The following is a 16,328-nucleotide window of genomic DNA, read 5'->3' on the forward strand; positions in this document are numbered from 1 at the left end:
GGATTAAAAATAACTTTAATAAAAGGATAAGTAAAGGGCAATATGACAGAGGGCTGAGGAAAGAGGATAAAGCACCAAAACTGGATAAGAAGCTCCAGCAATATTTTCTAGCTGCTTTCAACCAATAGTCAGGCTGCATCACCACTCACCACATCAAAACACCTGTTATAACGCCCTTTATCATATCTTTAACCAATTGTGGTATCTGAATTGTAATCTATTAGGAAAATTGAATAAAATGAGATCCATCTGCAGAGAACTGGCCATGCTAATTGGTGGAGTATTGTGTATGTCTGCGCAAGGTTTTAGCCAACAAAAACCAGCTGTTCCAAAGAACTGGCAATTACTGAGCTACTCAACCGACAGTGTTTACGGCATTGGAGCGGAAAAAGCTTATAAAGAACTGCTGAAGAACAGGAAAAGTAAAACAGTGATAGTGGCTGTGGTTGATTCCGGCGTTGATACTACCCATGAAGACCTCAAAGGCATTCTCTGGCACAACCCCAATGAAATCCCAGGTAACAATATCGATGACGATGGAAATGGTTATGTGGATGATGTATACGGATGGAATTTCCTCGGCGCCAAAGACGGCAGCACCGTAAAAGAAGATTCTGACGAAGCTACCCGCGAATACTATCGCTATAAAAAGCTGTACCGTAACCCGGATTCTGCTTTGGAAAAAGAAAGCAGGGAATATGCTTACTGGAAACGGCTGAAAGAACGCATCGAGCGTCCTTCTTCCCAAAATAAATCCAATTACAAAATGATGCTCAAAGTGCAGGAAAACCTCCTCCGCTGCGAAACCATTTTGAGCGAATATGTAAAGACCACGGACTTTACCCTTCAGCAGCTGGATACCATTAACACTGCTGACCAGGATGTAATGCTGGCCAAATCATTTGCACTCAGGCTGCTGAAAAGCACGGGAGATGAAGAGATGACCTACCAGGGCTTCAAATCAGATCTCGCTGAATACATCAACGACCTGAAACGTAAAGCTGAGAACACAGGCCAGGAGCCGGTAGATAAACGTGCCACCATTGTGGGCGACAACCTGAATGACATCAACGATAAATACTACGGTAATAACGATGTAATGGGCCAGTTTGCCATGCACGGCACACATGTATCCGGTATTATCGGCGCTATGCGCAACAACAATACCGGCATGGACGGGGTGGCAGATAACGTACGCATCATGGCCGTAAAAGTAGTACCGGAAGGAGATGAACGGGATAAAGATGTGGCATTGGGCATCCGCTATGCGGTAGACAATGGTGCACAGATCATCAACATGAGCTTTGGTAAAGGTTTCTCTCCCAATAAAGCCTGGGTAGACGATGCCATCCGTTATGCACAGCAAAAGGGCGTGCTGCTTGTACACGCAGCCGGTAACGATGGTGCCAACAACGATGAAGTGGAAAATTTCCCGAAAGATACTTTTGATGATGGTGTAGAAGCAGATAACGTGATCACGGTAGGTGCCAGCGGCAACGGCCGTACCGGCAGCAAAATAGCAGGTTTCTCCAACTACGGTAAAAAGGAAGTGGATGTATTTGCGCCCGGCGTATCCATTTACTCTACTGTTCCCGGCGGCATTAAATACAACAACGCCAGTGGTACCAGTATGGCGGCTCCGGTAGTAGCCGGTGTTGCAGCCATGATCCTCTCTTACTTCCCTGACCTGAGTGCAAGGCAGTTAAAGGCGATCATCGAAAAAACAGCCACTCCCCTCCCCGATCAGATGGTGAATAAACCCGGTGCGAAAGATGAAATGGTTCCTTTTGCGGAACTCTCTAAATCCGGCGGTCTGGTGAATGTATACGAAGCCATTAAACTGGCATCTAAAACCAAAGGAGAAAATGCGAAGAAGAACAGGGAGAAAGAGAAAATGAAAGTATTACCGCTCACTAAAGATTAATGTTCGATCTAAATATAAAAAGTAAGCCCGTTCCAATGCAGGAACGGGCTTACTTTATTCCTTAATATCCTTATTCAACCAGCTCCAGTTCTTCCCGGATTAGTTCCAACCCGATTAACCCGGCCTTCTGATAATCATGCCAAAACTTTTCTGTTACGAATATATCGCTTCCCAATATACACATACAATCAGGCGGAGTTGCCGGAGCCTTCAGTTTGGTCTTGATAAAAGTGGTATAGCGAACCTCTTTAATAAGTTGCCAGTAAGCAGTTACATCTTTCACCTCATGATATTGAAAGCCCAATCCTTTGGTGCCGGACCTGATCACAGCATGCCCAAAGTCAAACAACTCAGGGCGAATTTTATGATTGACCCAGAAATAAAATCGGCCGGGCACATCTTCTCCATTATTATATAATGTTACCGGCACTAATTCACATGCCATCATTTTATAGCCAGCAAGAAAATCCGCTGCTCGTTGGCTGATGATGATATTAGTTGCAAGCAGATAAGGAGAAAAATACATAAAGTCCATCACCTTGGCTTTAGGGGCCATATCCGCTGTCAAATTCGCCTCCTTGTCCAGAGCAATATTTCTGAAAGAAAAGTCATCTGGCGGCAAAACGAATGCCCGGTCATTCCACCTCTTCAGTTCTTCCTTTGTACTTTCTGACAATCGTATTGAAGCAGAGCCATCCTTTACCACTCTTATTTTTGGTTCAGGTGTAATCCACACACCAATATATCTCATAATTTTTTATATCTTGAAAGGTTCTTTATCCGGCTACAAAGACATTATTCAACCAGCTCCAGTTCCTTTTTAATCAGTTTCAGTCCTATTAGTTTCGCTTGCTCATATTCCTTCCAGAATTTTTCGGTTACAAATATTGCATCTGCAAGTATCTCTAGGCAACCAGGAGCAGGAACCGGATCTTTCAGCTTTGTTCTGATAAAAGTGGTGTTATTAAACTCTTTTATAAACTCGCGGTAAGCGCTAATATCATTTACCTGATGAAACTTAAATCCTAACCCTATTGTACCAGATCTGATTATAGCCTGCTCAAGTTCAAATAATTCCGGACGGAGCGCATGATTGATCCAGAAATAGAACTTGCCGGGTACCTTTTCCTTGTTATTATATAAAGTAATAGAGACCAATTCATATTTCAGCATTTTCTGACTAGCAAGAAAATCCGCAGCCCGCTGACTGATAATTATATCAGTAGGGAACATGAACGGGCCAAAGCTCATGAAGTCTATCACTTTAGCTTTAGGAGTCATATCTGCCGTTAATTCAACTTCATCAGGCGATAAACTTCTATAAGAAAAATCATCAGGTGGAAAAACGGACAAACGATCATTCCATTTTTTTTGTTTCAATATTTCCAGAGTTTCATCACGAAGGCGTACTGAAACGCCTCCACTTTTAAGCCCGGTTATTTTGGGCTCTGGTGTAACCCATACCCCATTATACCTCATTGCTACTAGTTTTCATATTTTTTGAAAAAATCATTTAAATTTCCCAATCCATTTTTATAATCTCCCCAGGCCTCGGAGATCTTGCGCCCCAATCCATCTACTATGGATATGCATATTGGGCAAATCTAGTTTACCCTGTTTTGCCAATTCAGTTATCCTTCGGCTAACTTCTCTTGAATAATAGTAGGTGATTACCATGAAATGGCGTAGTAAGTTTCTTTAAATTGACTGCGGCCTCATTATTCCAGTTTATTGCATTTAACATGTCTGCGTGCTTTCTCGCTCGGCTCTGGATATGATATGATATGATGTTTATTAACCTTGCCAATGCTGTTAATAATCTTTTTACCCAATCTGGTGACCTTCAGGGCTTCACTAATCCCCACTGCTGCAGCGAGACTAATGGCTGCGTCCGTGGTTTCCTCCGGCCGCGTACAGGCCGACGTTCGCCAAATCAGCCAGTTCACCAAGGCCAGGCACAGCCTTTCACGCTAAAACCGCGGGCAGTTGGTTTTTCAGATATTTTTATCTCTTCATTAATTTTATCACTTCACCACCCTCCAGCTCACCGGGTACCGGTAATTCTTCCCTTTATTAGCCTCTATGGCCGCAAGGATGGAGAAGATCAGGTTCAGCACCCAGAGGATCTGCACCAATGCAACTGTTGAAAAGAATTCAAAGTTCCAGGAATGATCGCGCCAGGGATTACTGCCGTTGAATACCCTGGTAAAACTCCAGAAGCCCCAGCGGATACCGTTAATGATATTTACAATAAGCGATAAAATAGCGATGGTGATCTGAAAGTTCACTGCTTCCTTTCCTTCCCGGTCAACAAACGCAGAATCATTCTTTTTGATCAGCCATATTACCAGTGCTCCGATCACATTTCCACCGGCGGCAAATACTGCATGGCCTATGATACCGCCCAGGTGTACGAGCGTACCCCAGGTCCTGTCATCTTTTTGAAGTTCCATAAGTGAGAGATTTTGGATATAGGGTTTAAGTTAACATAAAAAGTCCGGTAAAACCACCCGGCAAAGCTTATAAGCCGGATTCTGTATCCCGTTCTGCAACGGAACCGCTATCATTTATCTGCGGCATTCATCACTGAATACCTGTATCTGCCTACCCTCGGTCATCGGGCGGGCAGCCCTCAAACGACCGTTTACATGGCATTTCAGCACGCAAGGTTTACCCGCAGAACAGGTTACCCTGTTCCGCCGTGGGCTTTTACCCCACATTTTCACCCTTACCCCTGGAGGCGGTTATTTTCTGTGGCACTGTCTGTGCTCTTCACCGGAGTGAAAAGCCCCACCCGTTAGGTGGTGCGTTGCCCTATGCTGTCCGGACTTTCCTGCCTTTTGTTGCCAAAAAGCCGATAGCGCGGCTTTGTCGGGTGGTTTTACCGGATCGCGAAGTTACTTAAAAAATATCTCGGTGGCCCCGTATCCGTAGAAAGGATGGTATTGGTTCACAAAGTATTTGACCTCGGACACTGTTTTCAGGATCTCATGTACCTCATCCCGCAGTTTACCGGAACCGATGCCGTGTATCACGATCATGCTTTTCTGATGCTGTGCAATCGCGAGGTCCAGGTTGTACTGGAATTCATTCAGCTGTATGCCCAGCATTTCCAGGTTACTCAGTTCCTTCCAGTTGCTGGCCAGCTTTTCAATATGAAGGTCTATTTCATATTTAGCCGTAACAGGCGTGGTATCCTTGATGGAAACATGAGTGGTGAGGGTTTGCAGTTTCTTTTTTTCCACCGGGCTGAAGCCATAGGCATCTGTTTCCGTGCGGAGCGGGTATTTATCGAAGAGCAGGTAATCGATGGTGGCCTGTTGCTTCTCCTGCTGCTGTGCCAGTTGCTGGAACAGTTGTTTTGCTTTCACCTTCCATGTTTTTTCAAAAGTGGCGGCCAGTTTCAGGTCCGTTTCTTTTGGCGTGAAAGAGAATTCAAAACGGGGATTGTCGTTCAACTGTTCAAACTCCAGGTCTGCCAGGTAAGTATGTTGGAATGCATGGATATCCTGTTTCAGTTCCAGGAACAGCTTGTTATTCAGCCATATCTCAAAACGGTAATTATACCCTTTGCCGGTTTGATTCAGCAGGTGGAATTTAAGCGTGGTCACCACATCATCCATCCCGTCTGATTCATAGATCGGCAACATGGTCAGGAACACCCCTTTTTCGACCCTTGGGGCGGCTGAGGGTTTTTCGCGGGGGATTTCTTCACCCGGCGTTCTTTTGGGCGGCAAAGGCGTCTTTCCTTTCGTAAACCGGTGGAAATAGGGGAAGTCTATCTGGTCCAGGTACACCGGGAAAGTGGATTTGCCCACTTCCACCAATACCATATCCTCACCCATAATATCAACTACCGTTCCTTCTTCCTTGGAATGCAGTAAAAGGATCTTATCGCCTACTGTGTATTTCATAGCAGGCAAAATTACTATAGTTCAACGGGAGTTGGAACTACTAATTCGTTCCGGGTGCTTTTTCCGGATGCCGCCGCATATATTCATCCACGGAGAAACGGCCACTGCCTTCCACCAGGAAGAATATCAGTGCGCAAAGCACAATAACTGACAGGATCATTTCAGAGTGAACGGCAAAAAGATTAACCGGTGTGTTAACAAAGAAAACCGCCCCGAAAAGAATGGGGATGTTGGCAAGGATGCCTACGCGTGTGAGTAAACCCATGGCAATGAGCAAACCACCGGCAATGTGAGCAAATACAATTATATGAGCCAGCCAGAAAGATAATACCGTGAGAAAGGGCTGTTCGTCTATCCGCGCTTTCAGCAGATCTATATTGCCTACGAACTGTATACCTTTCCACATCAGGATCAATCCAAGCACGATCCTTAATCCGTCTATCCATATGGGGTGATGCGTCTCACCCCACCGGTCTATGCGTTGCAGGAGGTTCATAACATGTGATTTAGTGATACAAAGAACTCTTATCCTAATTTACGAAAAAAAGCGCAAAGGAGTTGCCCTCTTTGCGCTTTTAACGTTAATGTATACCTGCTTACGCTTGTTTCGGTGCCAGTTTGCTTTTCCAGTATCCATAGAGGAAATATACCAGCAGGCCAAAGCCCATCCAGCAGAAGAACACCAACCAGCTCTTCACCGGTATCTCTATCATCAGGTACAGGCAGCAAAGCATGCCCAATACCGGGATCAGCGAGAAACGTTTGATCATGGTAGCTACTGTAATAGCAAGGCTCAGGATCAGGAAGATCAGGAAAAGGATGCGCTCATGCTCTATGGTAGCCAGGTTCAGAAAAGTATCTTCTATCTTATCCCAAAAGAAGAAACAGAACAAAGCAAAGATCGCCGGCACAATGATCATTCCGTTGATATAAGGAAGGTTGAATTTCTTGGAATCTTTATCCACTTTTGGCAGCAATAACACGCCCCCGCATACCAGTACAAATGCAAACAGGGTACCTATACTGGTGAGGTCTGTAACGATGCCGCTTTCCACGAACAAGGAAGGGATCGCCACGATAAAACCGGTAACAATGGTGGCAAAGCTGGGCGTATGGAATTTATGATGCACCTTCGCGAATTTCTTTGGCAGCAGGCCATCCCGGCTCATGCTCATCCAGATACGTGGCTGCCCGATCTGGAATACCAGGATCACACTCGTGGCAGCAATTACCGCACTGATGGAGATCACGTATCCCACTTTCTCCATGTTCAGTTTATCAAACACATACGCTAACGGATCTGCAATATGATTGAACTCAGAATAGTTCACCATCCCTGTGATCACCAATGTTACCACAATGTAGATAATGGTACAGATAACAAGGGAATAGATCATGGCACGCGGCATATCCCTTTGCGGGTTAGCCGTTTCCTCCGCCGTAGTGGAGATGGCATCAAAACCAATATAGGCAAAGAACACCGCAGACACGCCTTTCAATACACCTTCAAATTTATTCGGCAGAAAGGGCGTCCAGTTATCCGTATTGATATAGAACACGCCTATGAGCACCACTACTGCCAATACAACGATCTTCAACCCTACCATGGCATTCGCACTCCGTTTGCTTTCGCGGATACCGATATAAGCCACAATAGTGATCAGCACTACGATCAGGAACGCAGGGATGTTCATGATCACCTTCCAGCCACCTAATAAAGGTGCAGTGCTCCAGGCAAGCCCTTCCACCGGTAAATTGGAAGTCACCGCATGTTCGTATGCTGCTTTCGCTGTGCTGGAATCGGTGATCAGCCAGGCCGGAAGATGTATATTCATGCCTTCCAGTACATTGTTGAAATAACTGCTCCAGGAAATAGCCACCACAATATTACCGATGGAATACTCCAGGATTAGTGCCCAGCCTATGATCCAGGCTGCCAGTTCACCAAATGTAACATAGGAATAAGTATAGGCGCTGCCGGCAACGGGTACACGGGAAGCAAATTCTGCATAACATAAAGCAGTAAATCCGCAGGTAACCGCTGTTAAAAGAAAGAGGAAGATAACGCCGGGGCCGCCGTTGTAAGCTGCCTGGCCAATAGTGGAAAAGATACCGGCGCCGATCACAGCCGCCACGCCCATCAGGGTAAGATCTCGTACATTCAGCACCTTGGTAAGACTGGCACCGCCATGTGAATCAGAAACGCCATCCTTAGCGTCCTGCATAATTTTGGACAGGGACTTTTTCCTGAAAAGCGAGTTAGACATTCGTTGTAGTTAAGGGTTGATATTATAAAACCGTTAATGGCAAGCCATTAACGGTCAAATATAAGACATATCCTTAATCAATGTTGTCTCGTCAAAAGAAAATCAGCCAGCTCCCGGAGGGACTGCTTGCGGCCGGAAATTACGGCTATACTATCCAGGTGCTCAAATGCTTTATTACTGAAAAGCTCCTTTTCTTTCTCCGCCCATTCATCTACCTTGCAGTCCCGGAATACCTGCAACACTTCTTCTACCTTATTCTCAGGATTGGTATCCATCAATTGGTGCAGGTGTTTGCGTTGTACCGGCGTACAAAGTTCCAGTGCTTTCAGGAGCAGGAATGTTTTTTTATTAATGAGGATGTCTCCACCCTGTTTCTTACCGAATTTCTCCGGATCGCCAAATGCATCCAGGTAATCGTCCTGTATCTGGAAAGCAATACCTACATGTTTGCCAAACTCATACAGGTGTTTTTGATTGCCTTCGCTGCCGCCACCGATGATACCGCCCATTTGCAGGCTGGCAGCCAGTAGTACGGAAGTTTTCAGCGCGATCATATTTACATAGTCTGTAAAATCAACCTGTTCAGGCTGCTTTTGTTCCATGTCCATATCCAGCTGCTGGCCTTCACATACTTCGCGGGCAGCTTTGTTGAACACCTGCACAATCTTCGTGCGGATCTTGCTGTTGATCTTATTCAGGTGTTCATAGCTATGGATCAGCATAACATCCCCGGCCAGGATAGCGGCGGAATCGTTATACCTGGTATGCACCGTAGGCATACCGCGGCGCAGGGGCGCCTTGTCCATAATATCATCATGGATCAGGGTGAAATTATGGAACAGCTCTACGGCATTGGCGGCGTGATAAGCATCCTGGTGGATCTCATCAAACAGCTCATTACCTAAAAGGCAGAGCACGGGGCGTATTCTTTTCCCCCCTATCCCTAAAATGTATTGCGCAGGATCATACAGGTTGGAAGGCTGGTCCGGGAACTGTCTTTTACTAAACTGTTGTTCAAATTTCTCTGATAATTCTTTAAATGAATGCATGATAGCGGCTTATTGTTACTTTTTTTTCTTCCTGGCTTTTGATTTATCCTTCGGTTTGGAGGGCCGGCCTGGTTTGTAGGATGGAGCGGGTCTGCCGGTTGTTGCAGTACTGCGTTTTTCGGTATTCCCTCCACCATTTTCCACCAGGTCATAATCCAGCTGGCGTTTTGCCAGGCTGGCCGCCACCACGCGGATGGTCACTTTATCGCCTATACGTATCTTACGGCCTGTTTGCTGCCCGACTAATGCATAGTCTTCTTCAGAATGGCGGAATACTTCATCCATGTTATGAATGCTTACCAGCCCTTCGCATTTCGTATCCACTGTTTCTACCCAGAAGCCGAAATGCGCCACACCGCTTACCACACCTTCAAAGGTATCACCGATGTATTGCTGCATATATTCCACCTGTTTGTATTTGTTACCGGCACGTTCTGCATCCATCGCCTTCCTTTCCATATCGGAAGAATGTTTGCAGCGTTTCTCCAGTTGTTTGTCCACCTTGATATCACCTGCCAGGCATTGTGCCACAATGCGGTGTACCAGTACATCCGGGTAACGGCGGATGGGCGAAGTGAAATGACAGTAATGCTCAAATCCTAAACCATAGTGGCCCACATTTTCTGTTGTGTAGATGGCTTTTGCCATGGTACGGATACCGAGTGTTTCCAGCACATGCTGTTCCGGTTTGCCTTTCACATCTGTCAATAATTGGTTGAAGGATCTGGCAATGCTTTCCGGATTGCTTACATCAAATTTGTGTCCGAACTTATTCGCAAACACCGCAAACACATGCATCTTCTCTTCATCCGGTGTATCGTGTACCCGGTAAGGGAATGGCACAGGTTGTTTATTTGCTGCTTTCTGTTTGGATACATATTCCGCCACCGTACGGTTTGCCAGCAGCATAAACTCTTCGATCAGCTGATGGGCTTCTTTACTTTCTTTCACCATAATGCCAATAGGTTTCCCCGTTGCATCCAGCTGGAAGCGCACTTCCTGTGAAGAGAAGTTAATGGCACCATCTTTAAAACGTTTCTTACGTAAGGTCTGTGCCATATTGTTCAGCAACAATACCTCCTGGAGATAGGGGCCTTCGCCCTTTTCTATTACTTCCTGCACTTCTTCATACGTGAAGCGGTGTGCGGAATGGATCACGGTACGGCCTATCCAGTGCTGTTTTACAACACCTTTTTCATCCATCTGGAATACCGCGGAGAACGTAAGTTTATCTTCATGCGGCCGCAGCGAACACAATTCATTGGAGATCTTTTCCGGCAGCATAGGTAACACCCTGTCCGGCAGGTATACGGATGTAGCACGTCTTTCCGCTTCTTTATCCAGCGCTGTGGAGGGTTCCACATAATGGCTTACATCTGCAATATGCACCCCCACCTCATACAGGCCGCTCTTGAGTTTACGGATAGAGATGGCATCATCAAAATCCTTGGCATCAACGGGGTCTATGGTGAAAGTGAGGATCTTACGGAAGTCTTTCCGGTCTTTTATAACGCTGGCGCTGATACTTTCTTCGATAGTAGCCAGTTCTTCCAGCACTTCGTCCGGGAAGTTCAGCGGAAAACCACTTTCCACCAGGATCTCTTTCATAGCCTGGTCATTGGTATCGCTGGCATCCAGGATCTCGAGGATCTCTCCAACGGGCTTGCGGGTCTTTTCTCCCCAGGCCACGATCTTCACTACGGCTTTATCACCATCCTTTGCTCCTTTGAGGGAGTTTTCAGGAATATAGATATCAGGCATAAAAGCTCCCTTGTCCGGGAGCAGGAAAGCGAAATTCTTACTTAACTGTATAGTGCCGGTGAATTCTGTTTTCTTTCTTTTCAGTACGTCTGTGATATAACCTTCTGTGCGGCCCCGGCTTTTTCCGTTGCCGATCACATCTACCAAAACTTCATCGCCGTCCAAAGCGGATCCGATGTTCTTTTGTTTTACGAGGATATCGCTGGCCAGTCCTTCTACGGTCACATAGGCCATTCCTGTGCGCGTAACATCCACAATACCTTTATAGGTCTTTTTCTGGCTGCTATTCTTTTTGGGTTTCTCTTTTTTTGTCATTGACATGATTTTAGGGTGCGGCGCTTTCTACTCAGCGTATTCATTTTCAGCCGCTAACATAGCATTTGCTACGTAATCAAAAATATAACTATTAAACGAATCTGCCTCTCCAAAGAGGAATTGTACTTCCACGGGGAGGACCATGAACGGCAAACCCATACCTGTTATCCTGTCACGCAGCAGATGCAGCCTCACGGCATCTTTTTCAGTAGTAACGATGTATTTATGTTCGCCATCGAGCTGTTCCAGCTCCAGCTTTATCTTGTCCAGGTCCTTTTGTGTGTAGTAGTAATGATCAGGGAAAGAGAGCAGATGTACGTTTGCGTACCTTTCCAACAAATGTTGTACCAAAGGTTCCGGCCTGGCAATTCCGCAGACCACCAGGATGGAGGCATCCGCCGGCAGCTGAGCCGGTTCCGGCTGGAACAGGTGGTACAGCCCTCCATACTGCAATGTGGTGAAGAACAGCCGCTGGTGCGGCAATGGGCTGATCTCCCGGGTAATGGACTCCTTCTCCTGCACGCTCAGTTTTGCCGGGCATTTGGAAACAATAATGCCGTTGGCGCGATGGTAGCCCTTCCTGTCTTCCCGCAACCGCCCAAATGGCACAACATGGTCCCGCGTGAACAAACGGCTGTGATCTGTGACCATCAGGTTCATACCCGGTTTAATGGAACGGTGCTGAAAAGCATCGTCCAGCAGGATCACCTGTGTTTCAGGCCGGTCTCCCAGTAACTGGGGTACTGCCAGCATCCTTTCCTCTCCTACGCATACCGTTACATCCGGGAATTTCCGGTGGAATTGCATGGGTTCATCTCCTATATCTGCAGAGGAACTGCCGGGCGTTGCCAGCAGGTAACCTTTCGTTCTCCTGTTATAACCACGGCTTAAAGTAGCCAGGCGGTAATGTTGTTTAAGCAAACGGATAAGATATTCCACATGCGGCGTTTTGCCGGTACCGCCTACAGAAAGGTTACCTACTGATATCACCGGCAGATCAAACTCCACGGCGGTGAGCATGCCATTATCGTATAGCCGGTTGCGTATCCATAATACAAGTCCGTATAAAAGGGAAAAAGGGTATAAAAGATATTTTAAATACTGCCACACTGGGTTTCCGTTTTAAGCTGTAAAAGTATAGATCCGTTCCGGTGTAATGATGCAGTCCATAGGTACATCACCTTCAAAAACATCTTCAATGAGCGCCGGAACCGGCTCAAAAAGACTTAATCCTATTTTCAGTACATCTTTCCTGCACTGCTGCAGGAAAGTATCATACATTCCTTTTCCGTATCCTACCCGGTGGCCTGCTTCATCAAAAGCCAGCAGCGGTACAAATACTACATCCATTTCCTGTGGCGCTATCAGCTTTCCGTTCTCTGGTTCAGGAATGCCGTATGAATTATGGATAAGCATGGTATGCTCATCCCAAAGGTAATGCTGCATGCTGGCGGTTGCAAGATAAGAGCGGGATAAGACGAGTGAAATACCCGGATACTGTTCCCGCAGCCATGCTGCCAGCGGATAAGTGTCCACTTCTTTTTTTGCTGTGATGGGAAGGAAAAGATGTACATACCTGCTGTGCGGCGGCAGCACGAGTGATTTACATTGTTCCAGTAAGCGCGCATTGCGGTGCTGCGCTTCTTCATCTGAGAGGGCCAGCCGTTTTGAAAGATAAGCTTTCCGGATCTCCTGTTTATTATGGGTCATGCAGGTATTAATTGTTGTAAGCCCGGCCGGATCAATGCAGCCTGCGCCAGCACGAACTCCTTGTTCAGCTTGCGTGCACGGGCAATACGGGCAATGCGGGGATAATTACTCCAGCCGATGATATCCTCTTCGTTGGAATGATGGTCCCCGTTGAAGATCCATCCGATAACGGGTATATTGGCCTGTTTGAGGGCCATGGCGGTAAGGAGGCTGTGATTGATGCTGCCCAGGTAATTCTGCGCAACGATGATCACTTTTGCACCCAGGGCCTTGATCAGGTCGATGGTGAACACGCTCTGACTGATGGGCACCATCAATCCGCCTGCACCCTCTATCACCAGGGGCTGATCTGATTTCTGCATCTGCTGCGCCCGCTCCACGATCTTTTCCTCATAGATGGTGATCCCTTCCCTGCTGGCAGCCAGATGGGGGGAAGCCGGCATGTGCAAACGGTACAACTCATCTTTAACATGGGACGGCTCACTGATCAATGCTCTGACCGTTTGTGTATCCGTGGTGTCCTGCAAGCCCGCCTGTATGGGTTTCCAGTACTGGGCGCCCAGCGCTTCCGTTACACAGGCGGATGCCACTGTTTTTCCTACGCCGGTACCAATGCCGGTGATGAAGATGTTGTTCATAACAGCAAATATAGGGAGCTTAGACGTCAATGAGCTACTTCAATCTCAACCAATTCCCTTAATTTCGTTACTTAACACATTAGATGATGAAGTACTGCGAAAACATTCTTGAGACCATTGGAGACACCCCGCTTGTAAAGCTTCACCGCGTTACTGCCGAACTTCCCTGTCCTGTATTTGCGAAGGTGGAGTTCTTTAACCCCGGCAATTCCATCAAAGACCGTATGGCTATTAAAATGGTGGAAGAAGCAGAAAAACAGGGCCTGCTGAAACCCGGCGGCACCATCATTGAAGGTACCTCCGGTAATACCGGTATGGGCCTTGCCTTAGCCGCCGTGATCAAAGGTTATAAATGTATTTTCACCACTACCGATAAACAATCCAAAGAAAAGGTGGATATCCTGAAAGCCGTTGGTGCAGAGGTGATCGTTTGCCCAACCAATGTGCTGCCGGAAGATCCTAAATCCTATTATTCCGTATCCAGGAGGCTGGGCAAGGAAATACCCAATTCCTTCTACGTGAATCAATACGATAACCTCGCGAACCGGGATGCACATTATGAGCAGACCGGCCCTGAAATATGGGACCAGACGGATGGTAAGATCACTCACCTGGTTGTAGCCACCGGCACCGGCGGCACCATTACCGGCACCGGTAAATTCCTGAAAGAAAAGAACCCTGCCATCCAGGTATGGGCCATTGATAGTTACGGTTCACTGCTCAAAAAGTTCCATGAAACAGGGGAACTGGATATGAGTGAAGTATACCCTTATATCACAGAGGGCATCGGAGAAGATTTTGTGCCGCAGAACTATGATATGAGTGTGATCGATCACTTTGAAAAAGTAACAGATAAAGACGGTGCTGTTATGGCACGCCGCATCTCCAAAGAAGAAGGCATCTTTGTTGGTTACTCCGCAGGATCTGCCATAGCAGGCCTTCTGCAACTGAAAGCAAAACTGAAACCAACAGATGTGGTGGTAGTGGTATTCCACGATCATGGCAGCCGTTACGTGGGAAAAGTATACAACGATCAGTGGATGATGGAACGCGGATTCCTGGATGTAAAAACAGTGAAAGATGTAGTGAACAGCCGCCGCAACCTGCCATTGGTGACTATCCTGCCCGATGAAAAAATAAGTGACGTGATCGCGAAGATGAAAAAATATGACATTGAACATCTGCCTGTTTTACAGGGCAATGAATTCGTAGGGTCTATTTCGGAAAGCGGATTATTCAACAAACTGATAGATCAGCCGGACCTGAAAGAAGCTTCCGTAAAAAGTGTGATGCAGAAAGCATTCCCCATCGTAAGTATGGAAACACCCATCGAAAAATTAACGATCTACATCAATAAAGAAAATGGCGCCGTGCTGGCTCAGGACGAATCCGCCAATTATCATATCATCACCAAATACGACATTATCCAGGCATTGGGTAATTAAACATGCTGTATAAAGATCAACTGGGCCGGGAGGTTGAGATCCCCTCTCCTCCCCAACGGATTGTTTCCGTAGTGCCTTCGCAAACAGAATTATTGTATGAGCTTGGTGCAGATGTTGCAGGCATTACAAAATTCTGTGTACACCCGGAAGCGTGGTTCCGCAGCAAAACACGCATTGGCGGCACCAAACAATTACACCTGGATAAAATAGCCGCCCTGCAGCCGGACCTGATCATTGCCAATAAAGAAGAGAACACCAAAGAACAGATAGAAGCCCTTGCTGCACAATTCCCTGTATGGATCAGTGATATCAATAACCTGGAGAGTGCCTGTGATATGATCACTTCCATCGGCCACATTGTGGGCAAACACCACGTTGCCAATAAGATCGCCACTACCATAAGAGAACGTTTTGATCTGTTAAAACCGCTTCAACCCAATGTACCCACTGCCTATTTTATCTGGCGCGATCCATGGATGGTAGCAGGTGGTGATACTTTTATTCATGCAATGCTCCGCACTATCGGATTAAGGAATGTGTTTGAAGATCTTCCCCGTTATCCTTCCGTTACCCTCGCACAACTAGCCGCAAGTGGCTGCCGCCTGGTATTACTTTCCAGCGAACCCTATCCTTTTAAGGAAAAACACATCGCTGAAATACGCGAATATTTACCGGATGCTGTGATACATCTTGCAGATGGAGAAATGTTTTCCTGGTATGGCAGCAGGTTATTACATGCACCTGCTTATTTCAGTAATTTATTAGACGCAGGCAACCTTCAATAATTACGCTTCGTAATAATCCTGAAAATCCAATTACTAACCTGATAATCGAAGCGTCCAAAAAATCACTCATTTATGGAAAGAAGAGACTTTTTGTCCAACATGGGCATAACCCTTGCTATGGCTTGTACTGCCGGTTTAGCCGCATGCGGCGGAAAAGGTGATGATCCTGCACCTGGTCCCGGAGGTCCCGGTGGCGGCGGTGGTGGTGCAGATAAACTCACTGTTAACTTAGCCACGCAGATCCAGAATGTCGGAGATTCCATCATCAGCGGTGGCGTAGTGCTGATTCGGCTGGCAGCGGGCAATGTACCGGCCTCTTTCTCTGCTGTGACCAGCACCTGTACCCATATGGGATGTACCCTTTCCGGTTATAACGGGGGGCTGATAGAATGCCTCAGTGCCTGCGGCCACGGCAGTAAATTCAATCCCAACGGTACGGTAGCCAATGGCCCTGCAACCGCAGCCCTTACAAAGTATACGGTAACAATAAGCGGTACAACACTCACTGTTAAATAAATTT

At 46.6% G+C, this 16,328-nt stretch carries 15 protein-coding genes and 1 other RNA gene; 4 read left to right on the forward strand and 12 right to left on the reverse strand.

Annotated elements, in window-relative coordinates; all coding sequences use genetic code 11:
• Positions 1–238 precede the first annotated feature (238 nt).
• Positions 239–1,924 (forward strand): S8 family serine peptidase, encoded by a 1,686-nt coding sequence (locus tag AAHN97_RS11460; protein ID WP_343307749.1) that lies wholly within the window; start codon positions 239–241, stop codon positions 1,922–1,924.
• A 70-nt stretch (positions 1,925–1,994) separates the two neighbouring features.
• On the opposite strand, the gene AAHN97_RS11465 is transcribed toward AAHN97_RS11460, so the two are convergent.
• The 12 genes from AAHN97_RS11465 to bioD form a co-directional block, all read right to left on the reverse strand.
• The gene (locus tag AAHN97_RS11465) at positions 1,995–2,675 is read right to left on the reverse strand and encodes a hypothetical protein (RefSeq protein WP_343307750.1); all 681 of its coding nucleotides are present in this window, start codon (positions 2,673–2,675) and stop codon (positions 1,995–1,997) included.
• A gap of 44 nt (positions 2,676–2,719) precedes the next feature.
• On the reverse strand, positions 2,720–3,403 hold the full coding sequence (locus AAHN97_RS11470; protein ID WP_343307751.1) for a hypothetical protein: 684 nt from the start codon (positions 3,401–3,403) through the stop codon (positions 2,720–2,722).
• Positions 3,404–3,948: 545 nt separating this feature from the next.
• Positions 3,949–4,377: a DUF4870 domain-containing protein gene (locus AAHN97_RS11475; protein ID WP_343307752.1), complete on the reverse strand. Its 429-nt coding sequence runs from the start codon at positions 4,375–4,377 to the stop codon at positions 3,949–3,951.
• Between the two features lie 54 nt (positions 4,378–4,431).
• An RNA gene (gene rnpB, locus AAHN97_RS11480) (RNase P RNA component class A) lies at positions 4,432–4,798 on the reverse strand.
• A gap of 23 nt (positions 4,799–4,821) precedes the next feature.
• On the reverse strand, positions 4,822–5,838 hold the full coding sequence (locus tag AAHN97_RS11485; RefSeq protein WP_343307753.1) for a Smr/MutS family protein: 1,017 nt from the start codon (positions 5,836–5,838) through the stop codon (positions 4,822–4,824).
• A 40-nt stretch (positions 5,839–5,878) separates the two neighbouring features.
• Positions 5,879–6,334, reverse strand: coding sequence for a DoxX family protein (locus AAHN97_RS11490; protein ID WP_343307754.1), 456 nt, complete (start codon positions 6,332–6,334; stop codon positions 5,879–5,881).
• A gap of 100 nt (positions 6,335–6,434) precedes the next feature.
• On the reverse strand, positions 6,435–8,105 hold the full coding sequence (locus AAHN97_RS11495) for an amino acid permease (protein WP_343307755.1): 1,671 nt from the start codon (positions 8,103–8,105) through the stop codon (positions 6,435–6,437).
• A 77-nt stretch (positions 8,106–8,182) separates the two neighbouring features.
• Positions 8,183–9,154: a polyprenyl synthetase family protein gene (locus AAHN97_RS11500; protein ID WP_343307756.1), complete on the reverse strand. Its 972-nt coding sequence runs from the start codon at positions 9,152–9,154 to the stop codon at positions 8,183–8,185.
• 15 nt (positions 9,155–9,169) lie between these two features.
• Positions 9,170–11,230, reverse strand: coding sequence for a ribonuclease R (gene rnr, locus AAHN97_RS11505; RefSeq protein ID WP_343307757.1), 2,061 nt, complete (start codon positions 11,228–11,230; stop codon positions 9,170–9,172).
• Positions 11,231–11,257: 27 nt separating this feature from the next.
• Positions 11,258–12,340 carry a tetraacyldisaccharide 4'-kinase gene (gene lpxK, locus AAHN97_RS11510; protein ID WP_343307758.1) on the reverse strand — a complete coding sequence of 361 codons (1,083 nt, stop codon included), beginning with the start codon at positions 12,338–12,340 and terminating at the stop codon, positions 11,258–11,260.
• Positions 12,341–12,352: 12 nt separating this feature from the next.
• Positions 12,353–12,940 carry a 5-formyltetrahydrofolate cyclo-ligase gene (locus AAHN97_RS11515; RefSeq protein WP_343307759.1) on the reverse strand — a complete coding sequence of 196 codons (588 nt, stop codon included), beginning with the start codon at positions 12,938–12,940 and terminating at the stop codon, positions 12,353–12,355.
• Positions 12,937–13,578 (reverse strand): dethiobiotin synthase, encoded by a 642-nt coding sequence (gene bioD, locus AAHN97_RS11520; protein WP_343307760.1) that lies wholly within the window; start codon positions 13,576–13,578, stop codon positions 12,937–12,939. The genes AAHN97_RS11515 and bioD overlap by 4 nt, the downstream gene beginning before the upstream one ends.
• An 83-nt stretch (positions 13,579–13,661) precedes the next feature.
• On the opposite strand from bioD, the gene AAHN97_RS11525 reads away from it, so the two are divergent.
• The 3 genes from AAHN97_RS11525 (at position 13,662) to AAHN97_RS11535 (ending at position 16,324) form a co-directional block, all read left to right on the forward strand.
• Positions 13,662–15,023, forward strand: a complete 1,362-nt coding sequence (locus AAHN97_RS11525) for a pyridoxal-phosphate dependent enzyme (RefSeq protein WP_343307761.1) — start codon at positions 13,662–13,664, stop codon at positions 15,021–15,023.
• A gap of 2 nt (positions 15,024–15,025) precedes the next feature.
• Positions 15,026–15,808: an ABC transporter substrate-binding protein gene (locus AAHN97_RS11530; protein ID WP_343307762.1), complete on the forward strand. Its 783-nt coding sequence runs from the start codon at positions 15,026–15,028 to the stop codon at positions 15,806–15,808.
• A gap of 72 nt (positions 15,809–15,880) precedes the next feature.
• Entirely contained in the window at positions 15,881–16,324 is a 444-nt protein-coding gene (locus AAHN97_RS11535; protein ID WP_343307763.1) for a ubiquinol-cytochrome c reductase iron-sulfur subunit, read from the forward strand.
• Positions 16,325–16,328: the final 4 nt, after the last annotated feature.

Origin of the sequence: Chitinophaga niabensis, assembly GCF_039545795.1 — a bacterium.
Taxonomy (GTDB): Bacteria; Bacteroidota; Bacteroidia; order Chitinophagales; family Chitinophagaceae; genus Chitinophaga; species Chitinophaga niabensis_B.